The sequence below is a fragment of the uncultured Acetatifactor sp. genome, from assembly GCF_948601915.1.
Lineage (GTDB): Bacteria > Bacillota > Clostridia > Lachnospirales > Lachnospiraceae > Acetatifactor.
The window spans coordinates 14,267-29,549 of sequence record NZ_CAPDXS010000022.1; the positions used below are offsets into that span (position 1 = coordinate 14,267).

Genomic DNA, 15,283 nt, shown 5'->3' on the forward strand with positions numbered 1-15,283 from the left:
CAAATGCCGCCAGAAATTTCCATAGGCTTCCTTAGGCCTGCAGCATAAATTCCCCTGTCAGCAGAATGTCCGCCGCATTGTCCCCGACCATGACCCTGAAGCCTCCGGGTTCCACATGCCACTGAAGGTTCCGGTTCAGGGTCCGCAGCTGCCTGCTGCCGACAGCAAACTCTACCCTGCGGCTCTCCCCGGGATGCAGGGCGACCTTTTTGAAGCCTGCCAGTTCTTTCCCAGGCTTCACGGTACTGGAAACCAGATCCCGAAGATAGAGCTGCGCCGTCTCTTCTCCGAAGCAGCTGCCCGTATTGGTGACAGTGAAGGACACCTTTACGGCGGCTCCCTTCTCTACGGCCTCCGCGGCAATCCCGTCCCCCTGGATTTTCAGATCGCTGTAGGAAAAGCTGGTGTATGTCAGCCCATAGCCGAAGGGATACAGCGGATTCCAGTCCATCTCCACGTAGCGCCATCCGCCTCCGGGAAGCCGGTTATAATTGCAGGGCACCTGCCCCACAGTTCTGGGGAAGGACATGGGAAGCCGTCCGGAAGGGTACGTTTTCCCGAACAAGACCTCCGCGATGGCCCTGCCGCCCTTCTCCCCCGGGAACCAGCATTCCAGGATGGCCGGGATATGGGCTTCCTCCCAGGTCAGCGCAAGGGGCCTGCCGTTTTGCAGCACCAGCACCACAGGGGTTTTCGTGGCCGCGATTTCCTTCAGGAACTCCTGCTGCTTTCCGGGCAGAACCAAATCCGTGCGGTCCAAATTCTCTCCGCTGGTCTCCACATTGTCCCCCAGACAGACGATAGCCACATCCGCTTTCCTCACCATATCGATGGCAGGCCCCCAGTCCTCTCTGCCCTTATTGTAGCCGAAGACCACCCTGGCTCCTCTGGCATCATTGCAGAATTCCAGGCGGATATCGTATTCCCGCCCTTCCTCAAAGACGAAGTCCGCCATCCGGGAAGCCTCCCCGGCCCGGCCGCCGCCCTGGTTCCAGGCATCGATGAGCAGCTTCCCGTCCACATACAGCCGCATGCTGTCCTGTCCGGGAATGGCAATGCAGCCCCGGAAGCCGCTCCTGGCCTTCAGCCTTCCGGTCCACGCCACAGAGAAGCGCTCTGCCTCCACATCCGCATGGGGCTTGGCATAGATCCAGTTGAAATTGACCATACTGTCCCTGCGCGTCACCACCGGTTCACCGCTCAAATCCCAGTTATTATAGTAGCGCGCGGTAAGCCCCGCTTCTCCGTCCTCATCGGCGAGCCAATCGGTCTGGAAGGGGAAGACCGTCTCCCCCAGATAGCTGCAGCCCTTTTCATAGATTACACTTCTGTCTTCTCCTGCCAGCTTCCGGATGCCGTCCAAAACAGTCACTTTATGGGAATCGGCCGTCTTCGGAGCATAATCCCCCAGCGCCGCTTCGTCCGCTCCCGGCCCCACTACGGCGATGACCCTATAGGAATCGGACAGGGGCAGAATGTGCTTTTCGTTTTTCAGCAGACAGATTGACTTTCTGGCAATATCCAGGGCGGTCTCCTGATGCGCTTCACAGTTCACTGTCTTGTCGTACAGGCTCTCGTCCACATAGGGATTTTCAAATAGCCCCAGCGCGAACTTCAGCTTCAGCACCCGTCCGCAGGCCGTGTCCAATACCTCTTCGGACATCTCGCCGTTCTCGATCAGGCTGCGGATACTCTCCATCCATTCCTTATGGGTGAAATCATACAGCTGTAGGTCGACCCCTGCCTCCATCCCCTGGCGGATGGCCTCCCGGTTATCCTTCGCCGTGTAAAAACTGCCTTTCAACCGGGCCACAGCAGTCATGTCAGAACGCACGAAGCCGGGCATGTGGTACTGTCCCCGGAGCACATCCGTCAGCAGCTCACGGTCAGAGGCCACGGGCTGTCCGTCAATGGCCGCATAAGAGCACATAGCATTCCAGGCGCCGCCCTCCACGAAAGCCTGCTCGAAAACCGGCAGCCCCCAGGCGAACACGTCATGGCGTCCCATGGCGGAGGGCGCGCAATTCAGCCCTCCCACAGGCGTTCCGTAGCCACAGTAATGCTTGGGCTCTGCCGCCACCGTATCCGGGCGCTTCAGACTCTCTCCCTGCATTCCCTTTACGATTTCTCTGGCAAACTCGCCGCCCAGATAGGTATCCTCGCCGAAGGCTTCCTCCACCCTTCCATAGCGGGGATCCCAGCTTAAGTCCATTACAGGATTCCAGGTTTCGTGAACCCCGCTGGCCCTTGCTTCCGCCCCGATGGCGCGCCCCATCCGCCGTCCCAGCTCCGGTTCAAAGGTGCCAGCCAGGCCAATCTGCTGCGGGAAGCAGGTGGCATAGCCGTCATAAAGCCCATGCAGCGCCTCCTCGCTAAAGAGGAACGGTATCCCCAGGCGGGTCTTTTCCACCGCGTAGCGCTGTAGCTGATTGGCCAGCTGCGGGCTGGCGGAGCGGAACTGTACGCTGCCCACGCTTCTGTCTTTTATAGCTTCCTCAAATTCTTCCCAGCGAAATTCCTCCACCCTTTCCTCGGCATCCCTTTTGGTATAGTCGCCTATAATAGAATATTGGTCTGTCTGCATGATTTTTTCTTCCAGGGTCATCCTGGAAAGCAGATCCGCTACCCGCTCCTCTATGGGCAGGGATGCATCCTTATATTTATCCATCATCAATTACCTCCTTCTGCTCCGCAAAGCGCCTTCGCTTCCCAAATCACGAATTCCGAAGGAACCACCGGCCTCCCGCCCCTGGTCTGATAACCGGCGGCGAACCGTCCGTCCCCATCGATGGCAACAGTATACCATACCTGATAGCCGTTTGCATATCTCCCCGCCAAAGTTATGGTTATGGAATTTCCGCTTCTTTCCGCCAGGACCGCCCGGATCTGAGACGCTGTCACGCTCCTTTCCTTAAGAATCTGAATTGTTTCATACCGCTGCGCTGTATGAAGCCGAGAAGCAGAATCGCCGCCGCTGCCAGAAGCATCCACGAGAAGAACATTCCGGCATAGCCGTTTTCCTCCAGATGCTTTCCATAGACCAGGGAGCCGATGCCTGCGCCGGCATAGGTCGCAAAATCCAGCAGCCCTACTACCCTGGACACACATCCCGCACCTTGATATTTCATGGGATAGATGGTGAGAAAGGAGGCGTTGACCAGGGAGAGGGCAGCCGCATTCATCCCCAGGCATAGCGCGGCTGCCCCGGCCGGCGTTCCTGGCAGGCAGAGCGGTATGAGACATACGGCACATATTCCCAGCGATACTATGGAAACAATATGCTCCTGCCGGCGGAACAACTGGTATAATGGCATATAGACCAGCCGGCCGGCAAGGCTGAGCAGGGGCACCGCAAACACATAGAACGACATAGACGCCAGGTCTATTTTATATGTATCTATAAAAAAGGTTGCCGCCCACAGATTAATGCCATCCTTGAGGATTCCATGACACAGGGCGGGAATCAGCAGAATCAGCAATTGCGGGTTCAACAGGGCATGAAGGCTGTCCTCAGATGCCTGGGACCTTTTGTGCCGCCTTGGTTCTGCGGGAAGCAGCAGGAAGGACATGCCCGCTGAAAGGAAGGCGAATCCTCCCGGCAGCAGAAAGGCATACCGAACTCCAAGAGCCGGGATCGTTCCTGCCGCCAGCGCAATTCCCAGTACACTTCCCACTCCGATAGAAGAGCCCAGCACAGATGCCGCAAAGGATTTCTTCCCGGAAGGATACATGCATCCAACGGTGCGCAGCAGCGGCCCCCACAGCATGGACTGGGCAAATCCGTTCAGCGCCCATAGACAGATAGCATTATCGGCCTGCAGAGACAGCCCGATTCCGACATTACTTGCGGCTGTCAGAAGGAGGCCTGCCGTAACCATCCGTCTTGCGGAAAAGATATCTCCAAGCCATCCGTTCAGCAGCTGCCCCAGAGAATATAGAAGAAAGAATACGCCGCCCATCAGCCCTATCTGCGAGGCGGATAGGATACCCTCCTCAATCAGGGCAGGTGCGGCTATCGTCAGATTCATCCGTGCAATGTAGACAGCGGCATAAGATACATAAGCGGCAGCAAATCGGAACCGCCGGGCAGAATCCTTCATGACTCCTCCTTTCTGCGGATGTGCTCCAAAATCCGGTTTTTTGATGCCAGGCGCTCAGCGGTTTCCGTTCCTCCCTGTAATGCCAGGGCAACGGTCAGCACGTCCATAAGGCACAGATGGGCCAGCCGGGCCGACACTGCTTCCACCGGATATGTGATGTCGTCCGCATAGGCGACAAGTGTGTAATCGGCCATTTGAGCCAGGGGACTTGCCCGATAGCTGGTGATTGCTACAGAGAGCGCCCCCTGTTCCTTAGCCAGGCGCACTGCTTCCAGAGTGGCCTCGGTACGGCCACTGTGGCTGATTCCGATGGCGACCTCCCCTTTTTTCATATTCATGGCGGCCACGGGCATAAACAGGATGTCTGTGTAGCAGGAGGAAGGATATCCCAGCTGAAGGAAACGATATTGGGAGTCTTCCGCGATGGATGCCGAAGTGCCTACGCCAAAGATGCAGATCCGTTCAGCCTGTGCGAGGACGCTTACAAGCTGCTCCAGTTGGGATTGTCCGATCATGGCAGCCGTATTTTGCAAAGTGCGCATACCCGACATAAAAACCTTTTGCGCCACCTCGGCGAGGGATTCCCCTGCCTTGGGAGACTCGGAAGGCACACCGGGGCGAACTGCCAGTTCCCTGGCAAGGGCCATACGGAACTGCGAGTAGCCCGTGTAACCCAGTCTTTTACAAAAGCGGATCACGGCAGAACCTGCCGTCCCGGCAGCGGCGGCGAGCTCTGCGACATTCATTTCCAGAACCTGCCCGCTGTTGTTCAATACATAGTCGGCAATCTGCCGTTCAATCCGTGTCAGCATTTTATATTGATTGCGGATGGCAGCAAGGCATAATTGCATAAAATTCCCCTTTCATAGAATTTTATTCTAAATCAAAATACTTTTTTAGAATATTGTTATACTAATATATCCGCAATGAACTGTCAAGAGCAAATAATAAGAAATCGGCATCTTCCAGATTCCATCTTTCCATCACGCAAAAAAGCCGGGCGAAAATCCCCTCAGAATCTTCGCCCGGCCGCACTGCTCCGGCCCCCTCATAAAAGCCTCTTTGTCACATGCGTTCCAAAGGCAAGCCGTGCTTTTCCTTCAGGATACGGGGCCAGCCCAGCCATCCTGATATATCCCTGTCTGATTTTCATTGTTCCTGACCGCAAACCCATTGCAGCCGGTCAGGAAGACCTTCCCGCCCGCTTCCGGAAAGATGTTGTCCTCCACCCGGAAGCCCTTTGTTCCGACAGCCCTTATTTCCACAGCCTGTCCCGTAAACCTGTTCCCTGTCACAGCGATATTGGAATGCACTGTCTTCTCCGGATCCGCCGATACCGTCTGGGGATTGGAGTGAATCTGGGGAGCCTCCCCGTCCTCGAACAGATTATCCCTTATTGTCATATCACGGATAAGTCCCGATTCGAACCATCCCCTGGCGTCATCCTCCAGGAGGATCGCCGCCATCCCATGCTTCCGGAAGACATTCTTCTCGATGACCACCTTTCCCCGGGTCGTGCACAATATCCCCCGGGTAGGCACATATTCCGACAGGTTGTTCCGGATGGTCACATTCGGCGTCCATGTGATATTTTCCACCGCGTCACAGCCTGTCCTGATTCCCTCCGGCAATGCTTCTTCCAACATCAGCTCGATATCCGTATCATTCTTTCTGATAAAATCCTTTACTACGTTCCCGTGGTAGGGCACCAGGCTCTCCCCGTCTATCAGCTCGATCTCATCCCCCGCCTCAAAGGCCTGGAATCCCCAGGACTGCTCATGCATGAAACGTACCGTCAGTCTCCGCTCCGCCCTGTCCGCCTCCACGATCCGCAGGTGTGTTCCGTGGATGTTGACGGTATCGTCATGGGCACCGCTGAAGTGGCTGTCCGCGATGAGGATCTCGCCCCTGCAGCCCGACATCTGCACAAAATCCGCAAAGCTGGCGCAGGTCCTCCCCGTCTCCGGGCGGGGGGCGCATTCCAGCCGGCGCAGCGTCAGGTTTTCCGAGTACTGCCCTACGATTCCCAGCCCATGCATATAATGGAATCCGCAGCCCTCGAATGTCACGTTCCTGCTTCTATGGACAAAGGCCCCCACCTGATTCCTGATTCCGCCCCGCACCTGGTAGGTACAGCCCTCCCTGTAGCGGCTCCCCTCCGGGAATTCCAGCTGCAGCACATTGTCCCCCAGGTCTGTGATGCCGCTTCCGTAGCCATACCATGGGACGCGCCGAAGCGTGCCCCTGTCCGGATCCAGCTCCTGCAGCAGGCAGGCGGCATTCTCCCAGTAGCGGGCCTCCCCATCGGCCAGCGTCCTCTCGCCCTGCCACAGGATTGAATCCGGCCTTCCGTCCCCGTCCGTATCCTGCAATCGGTACAGCGAATCCTTATGCACCTTTATCCGAATATATGTATCCGTTTTCATGGTAACAGTATATTCGGATACGGTCGGCCGGGCATAATCCAGATTGAAGTCCCGGAATAGGATATCCTCGCAGCCGTCTATCAGGATGGGCGTCATCACCCCGTGCACCAGGAGCAGGGCGCCGGAGCCGTTTATGACCACATTTTTCATATCCTTCATCAGGATGGCGCTCCATCTCTCCCCATCCGGGTTCTCCGGTTTCCTGGCCGTATTGGTGATGTAATATCCCCTGGCATGGTATGCGCCCTCCGGCCACACCTCATATATCTTCCCAGTCTCGAAGCGGATTTCTACGAATCCGTCTTCATTTTTCGCCTCCTCGATTGCCGCCCGGATTTCCAGGGCCGCATCCATTCCCTGGCCCGGGTGCGCCACTGTGACAATCTTTGTCGAATGCTCTCCTGCTCTCTTCTCACGCATCATGCGGAATGCTCCTTCCTGTGCCGTCAACCATGCATTATCCAAAAACGCTTCCGAGGATATCAATCTGTATGCCTACACAGCACAACGACATCGTCTTTATGCTCATGATATCATATTCACCAAAATAAAGCTACCGGATAATTGACAGGATTTCCGCAGCCGTCCCTGCACCCCCGGTTCCCATCTCGCCCATTCCAGCTTCAGCATCTGGCTCTGACGCTATTTTGACTCTATCAAAACTTTCTTTGTGGAAAGAAAAGGATTTTGATAGAAAATTATGTATAATTTTATTGCTTTTTACAGCAAAATGATTATGCAAAATGCCGGAAAGATTTTTGTTGACAATCTCTGGCAATGAAACTAAAATACATCTAAGAAAATACCAAAGCCATTCGGGTGGGTTCATCCCCACTATCCGTTACGCGTAAAGGAGCGCGGCAGCAGAGAAGGAATTTATCATCGCATATTGGGTCAAATTTTGTTTTTTGTCCAATGTAGATAAAATCTTCAAACAGCACATTGCCACCATCCCTTGCGCGGGAGGACTCGAATGCAGCTTTGGCTTTTTTTATGAAAAATTTTATGTCTGGCGGTGGGTGCATATGATGAAGACAGGTTTGAGGAAATTAGGGGCACAGACTAGCTCAGGGGCTAGGGATTACACCTTGTACAGAATGCTATATCCAATCGTGCTGGAGTTGATTTTTGCCTACATCTGCAGCAGCATCAACCAGATGATCATCAACAGCTTCTCCAGCCAGGCAATCGCCGCCACCACGGCGGTGGGGACTTTCTCATCGCTGATGCTGACTACCTTTGCCATCTTCTATGCCGGGCAGAGCATCCTCTTAGCGCCCTGCTGGGGCAGGAAGGAGTATGCGGAGGGCCGCCAGATTCTGACTGTGGGGCTGATCGACAACATCCTGTTGGGGCTGGGGCTGGCCGTCATCTGGTTCTGCGCGGGAAGCTTCATCATGGGGCTGATTCATGTCCCCGCCGACCTCTGGGACATGTCCGGTGACTATCTGTCCGTGGCGCTGGGCCTGTCGGTCTTCCAGGGCGTCACCGCCACCTTTGCCACCGCTTTCCGGGCAATCGGCAAGATGAAGACCGCCATGGCAGGGAGCTGTCTCATCAACGGCAGCTGGATCCTGTGGGAAGCCCTGACTCTATGGCTGGTCCCCGCAGGCTGGCAGGACATCCGCCACTATGCCCTTGCCGCCATCCTGGCCCATATCCTGGGATGCGCATTTTACATCCACCAGGCCTCCAGGGATGAGAACATCCGCCTGAAGCTCCTCCACTCCAACTGGCGCGCCTCCTTTGGGGCCACCACCAGGCGAATCGCCCACCTGGGCGTATTCAGCGGGATGGAAAGCGTCATCTATGTGTTATCCCAGACCATAGTGGTCTCCATGATCGGGACATTGGGCACGCAGTCGCTACTGGTAAAGGGCTATACCGCGAATCTGATCAATTATATCATCCTGCCGGCCTCCGCCATTCCTATCGCCGCCTCTACCCTGATTGGGCTGAGCCTGGGGAAGCGGGACGAGGGGCAGATGCTCCGGTATTTCCGCCAGAGCTTCCGGCTGGTCTGCGGCGCCACGGTGCTGCTGGAAATCGCGGCCCTTCTCTTCGGGCGGCAGTTCTTTGGCATGTATACAAGCGACCCGCAGCTATTGGACGCGTGCATGGTAATCCTGAAAATCGAGATTGCCATGGAACTGTTTCGGAGCATCGCCGCCCTGCTGGTAGCCTGCCTGAAGGCCATCGGGGATGTGCGGATGCCGTTCTTCATGGTCATCCTGGGCTCCCTGATCAATATCGGGGCCTCATGGCTCTTCGGCATAAAGGCGGGCCTGGGGCTCCCCGGCATTTGGATCGGCTACGGGGCGGATCTGGCCTTCCGCGGCATATGGGGACTCCTGTTATGGAGGAAACATACCAGACGCCACAGCTATCCTGTGTGGAAATAATCAAGCTTGCAACGCTGCAGAGCAGATAGTGTCCTTCGGACACTTTGGTATTTGACCCTCGCGGCATCCGCCAACTGGCCGTGCAAGCATGGCCGCTTGGCTCATTGCCCGCGGGAATAAAAAACGAATGGAGCATAGCGACATGACGACAATGAATCCGGAATTCATCGAAAAAATCTACGCCGGGTGGCTGGCAAAGGTCATCGGCGTGCGCCTGGGCGCCCCCATAGAGGGCTGGACCTATGAAAGAATCCAGGCCGAGCTGGGAGAGCTGACAGGATACCCGAAGGAGTACAGACAGTTCGCGGCGGACGATGATACCAACGGCCCCCTGTTCTTCCTGCGGGCCCTGGGGGACAGCGAGGAGGGCTACGATATTTCCGCCCAGGACGTGGGCAATGCCCTGCTGAACTACGCCAGCTACGAATCCGGCTTCTTCTGGTGGGGCGGCTACGGCATCTCCACGGAGCACACTGCCTATCTCAACCTCCGGGCCGGTGTGGAAGCGCCCCTGTCCGGCAGTATCGCGAAGAACGGCAGCACCGTGGCCGAGCAGATCGGCGGGCAGATTTTCATCGATACCTGGGGCCTGGTAGCGCCGGGCAATCCCGACCTTGCCGCCAGATACGCCGAAAGGGCCGCCAGCGTCACCCACGGGGGCAACGGCGTCTACGGCGGCATCTTCGTGGCCAGCTGCATCAGTTACGCTTTTATAGAAACCGATATTCGGAAAATCATAGAAAAAGGCCTGTCCTACATTCCCGCGGACAGCGAATACACGAAAGTAGTCCGCAGCGTCATGGCCTTCCATGAGGCAAATCCGGCGGACTGGCGAAAAGGCTATGGTTACGTCAGGGACAATTTCGGCTACGACAGATACCCGGGGGCCTGCCACATCATCCCCAACATCGGTGTGATGATCGTCTCCCTGCTCTACGGGGAGGGGGATTTCGCAAGGACGCTGGACATCTGCAACATGTGCGGCTGGGACACGGACTGCAATGTGGGCAACGTGGCCACCATCATGGGCGTTCGCTGCGGGTTGGAGGGCATCCCCGAGGCCCTGCGCAGGCCCATTCACGATATCCTGATCTGCTCCAGCGTCATCGGCTCCCTGAACATTTCTGACATCCCCCAGGGCGCCGATTATATCGCCAGGCTGGCCGCCGCGGTGGCCGGGTGGGAGCTGCCGGAGCCCTGGAGGGAAATCCTGAATCGGAAGCATACCGGATGCCATTTCGAGTATCCCGGTTCCACTTTCGGGCTGCGGATCAGGGCCATGAGCCCGGAGCAGGCCGCAGCTCTCGGTTCCCTGTGCGGCAACAGCCAGAATTCGGCTCCCTCTGGCATTTCCACATGCGGCGACTGTCAGAATCCGGCTCTCTCTGACATTTCCACATGCGGCGACTGTCAGAATCCGGCTCTCTCTGGCATTTCCACATGCGGCGACCGTCAGAGCCAGGCAACTGCTGATGACCTGCGCTGCCAGAACCAGGAGCCGCCCGCCGCCGACCTGCGCAATACCGATTCGGATGCCCATACAGGAACCCGCGCACTGCTTGCCGCCGTCCCCCGGGCGGGCGGCATCGGGCATATGCTCTACAAAAAGACCTACTACGTCCCCGAAGATTTCGACGACAACAGATACCAGCCAAGCTTCTCCCCAACGCTCTACCCCGGCCAGCGATTCTACGGCTTCTTAAAGCTTGCCCCAGGGAGCGGGGACTGTACCGCTCTGGCCTATGCGCACAATGCCTCCACCGGGAAGATTATAACCTCCGAGGAAGAGGTACGCCTGACCAAAGCAGAATGGAAAGAAGTCTCCCTGACCATCCCTTTCCTGGAAAACGGCCTCCTGGATGAGGCCGGCTTTATCCTGAAAGGGGACGCAGAGCAGAAAGATAAGCCCCTGGACATACTATTAGATGATTTCTATCAGGAGGGTGCGGCGGACTATACCATTGACCTGGCAGAATCCGCCATGGAGGTCTGGAGCTTCAGCCAAAGGGAAATCCGCCAGTTCACCAGGCTGAAAGGCCTGACCTGGCTTAGCAGCGACAGGCTGCACTTAAGCTGCGCGGATTTCGGCGAGGTATACACCGGCGGCTACGACTGGGACGACTACGCCGCCACCTTCCATATCCGTCCGGAATGCCCCGGCTCCCATCTGGTGAACGTCCGCGTCAAAGGAGCCATCCGCTCCTATGCCGCCGGTTTCTATGCTCCGGGCAAGCTCGGCTTCTATAAAAATGAGAACGGCTATGTCCCCCTGGCGGAGACGGACTTCCCCTGGGAGCTGGGTTCTGACTATAGCATCTGTGTCACGGCAAAAGGAAACCATTTCACCGTGACATTAAACGACCGGAAAATGCTGGATGTCACAGACAGCAGCCATCCCTACTTAAACGGCGGCATTGGCCTCTCCGTCAGGGACGGCGGGCACATCAGCTGCCGCGGCATAGAGGTGGCACCCTGCCCCGCTTAAACCAAGACAGACTCCCGATAGCCCGCTGGCGTAAATCCGGTCTCTTTCTGGAACGCCCTCCGGAAGGTCTTCAGGCTGGCATAGCCCACCATCTCGCTGATCTGTTCCAGCGTGAGCCTTCCGGATTTTGCTGCATGATTTCCAGCTCCACTCCAGTGGCCTCCTGCCATGCCTGGCCGAAAGGCATGGCTGCCAGGTCCGAGGCGTTGGCCGTTACCGCCGCTTCTTCTACCATAGAAATCCCCCGCCCCGTATTAGGCCGCACGGCACAGTAGGTGGCATCCGCGATGAACATCGCCAGCAAAATCAGGCACAGCACAATCCGCCATTTTTTCGCGATTCTCTGATGCAGCCTTTCATACAGCGGCAGCAGCAGACAGACCAGCCCCGTGCCGCCCAGGCCGAAGACCACAGCTCCCAGCAGACAGATCCGCCCGTTCAGATTCCAAGCGTGCCCGCTGTAATCCCACCAGCGGATGCCCCAGAGCCGCTCCAGGAACCAGCTGGTAAAATATTCCAGCCCGGAGCACAGCGCCATGGACAAGAGGAACACCCGCACTGGCTTCCTCCGCAAGGGCCGCAGCAGAAGGCACAGCGCCAGCCCCCCTGCCCCGTATATCGGAAGGTAGGGTCCCCGGTACACCCCTCTGTTGATGAAGGCATGCTCCGTGGCAAGGTACAGCCCTACCTCCCAGAGCCAGCCGATGAAGGCCAGCCCGAAGAACAGCAGCACATAATAGTCAAATTCGTGAGTCGTCTTTTTTCTCGTCATACCATCCAGTATGCCCGAATCCGCGCCTCCCTATGTATTCACCGGGAGCGGCAGATTCCCGGCGGCTGTCCGCCTGCCGCTCCTCCTCATAGCTTTCATGGCTTTCGGCATGGAAGCGGCCATAGAAATCGGCCATAGAATCCCGTTTTCACATTGATTTACCCCTGCAAGCGTGATAAGATAAGTCATATTTGATTAAGCACGAATGGAGAATCGTCATGCAAAAGAAGAACCGACTCAAAGACGATGTGTTCTACCGCCAGATTTTCAAACTGGTGCTGCCCATCGTCATCCAGAACCTCTTAAGCGCCGCCGTCAGCTCCGCGGACGTGGTCATGCTCAATTACGTAGGCCAGTCCTCCATCTCCGCCGTATCCCTGGCCTCCCAGTACGCCAATGTGCTGTTCATGGTCTTCTACGGCCTAGGTACCGGGGCCACCATGCTCTGCGCCCAGTATTATGGGAAGGGGGACATGAAGGCCATCCAGGTGGTGGAGGGCATCGCCATGCGTTTCTCTCTGGGTTTCGCCTTTCTCTTTGCCGGTGCTGCTTTCTTTTTCCCGGAGGGCATGATGCGCCTCTTCACCAATGACGGCGAGCTGATTGCCATCGGCGCCTCCTATCTGCGCTTCATGAGCGTCAGCTACCTGTGCTGGGGCATCACAGAGGTCTATCTGGCAGTGCTTCGCAGCATCGGCAGGGTCACCATCAGCACGCTCATGAATGTGCTGGCCTTTTCCCTCAATATCATCCTGAACGCCGTGTTCATCTTCGGCCTCTTCGGCGCGCCGAAGCTGGGTGCCATGGGCGTGGCCATCGCCACCTCCGCCTCCCGCATGATTGAGCTGGCCGCCTGCTTCGCGGTGTCCCATTTCAGCAGAGATATCAAGCTGGATTTCCGATATCTTTTCTCCAAAAACAGACTTCTGTTCTCCGATTTCATCAGGCTCTCCCTGCCTGCCATGGGCAATGACATCATCTGGAGCGTGGGGTTCTCCATGTACTCCGTCATCATGGGGCATATGGGCACGGACGCGGTAGCCGCCAATTCTTTCGTGGTGGTAGTCCGCAACTTCGGCACCATTCTGTGCTTTGGCATGGCCAGCGCCGGTGGCATCCTGCTGGGGAATGTCATCGGAGAGAACAAGCTGGAGGAGGCGGAGAAGGACGCAAAGAAACTCATGAAGCTCACAATCATCACCGGAGCCATCGGCGGGCTAATCGTACTGGCGGCGACGCCTTTTGTGTTAAAATATGCCACTCTCACAGAAAACGCCATGCACTATCTGAAATACATGCTGCTGATCAACACTTACTATGTCATGGGCGCCGCCGTGAACACCACTTTAATCGCCGGGGTCTTCCGGGCAGGGGGCGACAGCCGCTTCGGCTTCGTCTGCGATGCCATCGACATGTGGTGCTATGCGGTTCCCCTGGGGTTTTTGGCCGCTTTCGCCTTAAAGCTCCCGGTGCTCTGGGTGTATTTCCTGCTGTGCACCGATGAGTTCGTGAAATGGCCCTGGGTCATCCGGCATTACCGCAGCGGCAAATGGCTCAACAACATCACCAGGGACGATCTCTTCATAGAGAATTAAGGATAAAATTGTTGCGGAACAGGGCGCGATGTGCAATAATAGGGGTGTGGATTCCTGTGAAAGAATTGAAAATAAAGAAGGTTCATCAAATGAGCGATAGTCGAAATTGGAACGGCACAGGGGAGCAGATAAAGAGCGCCCTGTCCGAGGCCCTGCAGAGCGGGGATTTCAAGAATCTCAACGACCTGGTGTCCCAGACCGTGACGGATGCCATCAATGCGGCGGGGAAGCATGTCTCCTCCGGCAATACTACAAAGCAGTGGTCTTCCGGCGCAGGCTTCGAGGATGCCGATGCCCCGGAGCAGAAGCATGCCGACGCCCCTCCCACTATCCCCCTGTGGCAGCAGCGGGCCATGGAAAGGGAGCGCCAGCGGCAGAACCGGCTGATGCAGGAGTGGCAGAGCAGGCAGCAGCGCATGCAGAGCCAGAACGCCCCCGCCCCGTCCCGCAAATCCCTCCCTGCCATCAAGGTCAAGAAGGTGGGCAGCGTCTCCAACGTGCTGTACCAGGTGTTCGGCGGCATCGGCTTCGGAATCACCGGGCTGATAGCCTTCTTCCGGATATTCGCCCTTCTGTCAGGGGATACCACCCTGGGGGGCTGGATCGTGAATTTCCTGTTCCTGGCAGGCTTCTACGGCATGATCCGCTTCGGCATCGGCCAGAAGAGGCGCCTGAAGCGGGCCCAGCGCTATCTCCAGCTGTGTGATTACAGAGTGTACGGCGAGATCGCCAAGCTGGCCGCCGGTACGGGCAAGAGCGAGAGATATGTAGTCAAAGACCTGCAAAAGATGCTGGCTCTGGGCATTTTCCCCGAAGGGCATCTGGATCAGCAGAAGACCTGCTTCATGCTGAATGATGTGGTGTACCGGCAGTACCTGGAGGCGGAGCGCGGCCGGACGCTTAGAGAGGCGGAGAACAGGAAGTCGCTGGAGGACAAGACCCCCGAGCAGAGGCCGGAACCCGCGCCGGAGGTATCCAGAGAGCAGGAATCCGAGCTGCAGACCATGGTGGGCGAGGGACAGGAATACATACGCAAACTCCGAGGCCTCAACGACAGGATTCCCGGCGAGGTGATATCCTCCAAGCTGTTCTGCCTGGAGAACCTCTTGAAGGACATCTTCGAAAGCGTGCGTACACATCCCGAGCAGATGCCCCGGATGCACAAGCTGATGAACTATTATCTGCCCACCACCCTGAAGCTGGTGGAGTCCTATGAGGAATTCGACCGGGTGAGCTCTCCCGGGCCGGACATCGTAAAGGCCAAGGCCGAGATAGAGAATACACTGGACACCATCAACGCCGCATTCCGGGAGCTCCTGAACACCCTGTTCCAGAATGCCGTGTTCGATGCCACCACGGACGCCCAGGTCCTAAAGTCCATGCTGGCCAGGGAGGGCCTGATGAAGGAAATGGCCTTTGCCGCAAACGACAGCCAGTGAATGCCCGGATGATCCCGAGAAGAACCGTGTATATAAATATAGAAGAAATGGAAGACTGGAGGAG

General features: G+C 56.9%; 13 protein-coding genes. 4 read left to right on the forward strand and 9 right to left on the reverse strand.

What is annotated here, in order from left to right; genetic code table 11:
- Nucleotides 1–31: 31 nt before the first annotated feature.
- From Q2B33_RS05520 to Q2B33_RS05545, 6 genes are all read right to left on the reverse strand, one after another.
- Nucleotides 32–2,671 carry a glycoside hydrolase family 3 C-terminal domain-containing protein gene (locus Q2B33_RS05520; RefSeq protein ID WP_300566154.1) on the reverse strand — a complete coding sequence of 880 codons (2,640 nt, stop codon included), beginning with the start codon at nucleotides 2,669–2,671 and terminating at the stop codon, nucleotides 32–34.
- Entirely contained in the window at nucleotides 2,671–2,838 is a 168-nt protein-coding gene (locus Q2B33_RS05525) for a hypothetical protein (RefSeq protein WP_300815079.1), read from the reverse strand. The genes Q2B33_RS05520 and Q2B33_RS05525 overlap by 1 nt, the downstream gene beginning before the upstream one ends.
- A 59-nt stretch (nucleotides 2,839–2,897) precedes the next feature.
- Entirely contained in the window at nucleotides 2,898–4,100 is a 1,203-nt protein-coding gene (locus Q2B33_RS05530) for an MFS transporter (RefSeq protein ID WP_300566150.1), read from the reverse strand.
- Complete coding sequence (locus tag Q2B33_RS05535) at nucleotides 4,097–4,951, reverse strand: MurR/RpiR family transcriptional regulator (protein WP_300566148.1); 855 nt, start codon at nucleotides 4,949–4,951, stop codon at nucleotides 4,097–4,099. The genes Q2B33_RS05530 and Q2B33_RS05535 overlap by 4 nt, the downstream gene beginning before the upstream one ends.
- A gap of 249 nt (nucleotides 4,952–5,200) precedes the next feature.
- Nucleotides 5,201–6,949, reverse strand: a complete 1,749-nt coding sequence (locus Q2B33_RS05540; protein ID WP_300566146.1) for a right-handed parallel beta-helix repeat-containing protein — start codon at nucleotides 6,947–6,949, stop codon at nucleotides 5,201–5,203.
- Nucleotides 6,950–7,079: 130 nt separating this feature from the next.
- The gene (locus Q2B33_RS05545) at nucleotides 7,080–7,355 is read right to left on the reverse strand and encodes a hypothetical protein (RefSeq protein ID WP_300566144.1); all 276 of its coding nucleotides are present in this window, start codon (nucleotides 7,353–7,355) and stop codon (nucleotides 7,080–7,082) included.
- 268 nt (nucleotides 7,356–7,623) lie between these two features.
- On the opposite strand from Q2B33_RS05545, the gene Q2B33_RS05550 reads away from it, so the two are divergent.
- Together Q2B33_RS05550 and Q2B33_RS05555 are read left to right on the forward strand one after the other, a co-directional pair.
- Nucleotides 7,624–8,928, forward strand: coding sequence for an MATE family efflux transporter (locus Q2B33_RS05550; RefSeq protein ID WP_300566211.1), 1,305 nt, complete (start codon nucleotides 7,624–7,626; stop codon nucleotides 8,926–8,928).
- Between the two features lie 142 nt (nucleotides 8,929–9,070).
- Nucleotides 9,071–11,413, forward strand: a complete 2,343-nt coding sequence (locus Q2B33_RS05555; RefSeq protein WP_300566142.1) for an ADP-ribosylglycohydrolase family protein — start codon at nucleotides 9,071–9,073, stop codon at nucleotides 11,411–11,413.
- On the opposite strand, the gene Q2B33_RS24705 is transcribed toward Q2B33_RS05555, so the two are convergent.
- The 3 genes from Q2B33_RS24705 to Q2B33_RS05565 are packed head-to-tail and all read right to left on the reverse strand — an operon-like array spanning nucleotide 11,410 to nucleotide 12,321.
- A complete protein-coding gene (locus Q2B33_RS24705; protein ID WP_369124242.1) occupies nucleotides 11,410–11,505 on the reverse strand; it encodes an AraC family transcriptional regulator in 96 nt (31 codons plus the stop codon). The genes Q2B33_RS05555 and Q2B33_RS24705 overlap by 4 nt on opposite strands.
- Complete coding sequence (locus Q2B33_RS05560; RefSeq protein ID WP_300783749.1) at nucleotides 11,484–12,185, reverse strand: putative ABC transporter permease; 702 nt, start codon at nucleotides 12,183–12,185, stop codon at nucleotides 11,484–11,486. Before Q2B33_RS05560 ends, Q2B33_RS24705 begins: the two co-directional genes overlap by 22 nt.
- Nucleotides 12,154–12,321, reverse strand: a complete 168-nt coding sequence (locus tag Q2B33_RS05565) for a hypothetical protein (RefSeq protein ID WP_300566138.1) — start codon at nucleotides 12,319–12,321, stop codon at nucleotides 12,154–12,156. Before Q2B33_RS05565 ends, Q2B33_RS05560 begins: the two co-directional genes overlap by 32 nt.
- A gap of 82 nt (nucleotides 12,322–12,403) precedes the next feature.
- On the opposite strand from Q2B33_RS05565, the gene Q2B33_RS05570 reads away from it, so the two are divergent.
- Both Q2B33_RS05570 and Q2B33_RS05575 read left to right on the forward strand, forming a co-directional pair.
- Complete coding sequence (locus tag Q2B33_RS05570; RefSeq protein WP_300783747.1) at nucleotides 12,404–13,780, forward strand: MATE family efflux transporter; 1,377 nt, start codon at nucleotides 12,404–12,406, stop codon at nucleotides 13,778–13,780.
- 89 nt (nucleotides 13,781–13,869) lie between these two features.
- On the forward strand, nucleotides 13,870–15,219 hold the full coding sequence (locus Q2B33_RS05575) for a 5-bromo-4-chloroindolyl phosphate hydrolysis family protein (RefSeq protein WP_300783745.1): 1,350 nt from the start codon (nucleotides 13,870–13,872) through the stop codon (nucleotides 15,217–15,219).
- The last annotated feature ends 64 nt before the right edge of the window (nucleotides 15,220–15,283 follow it).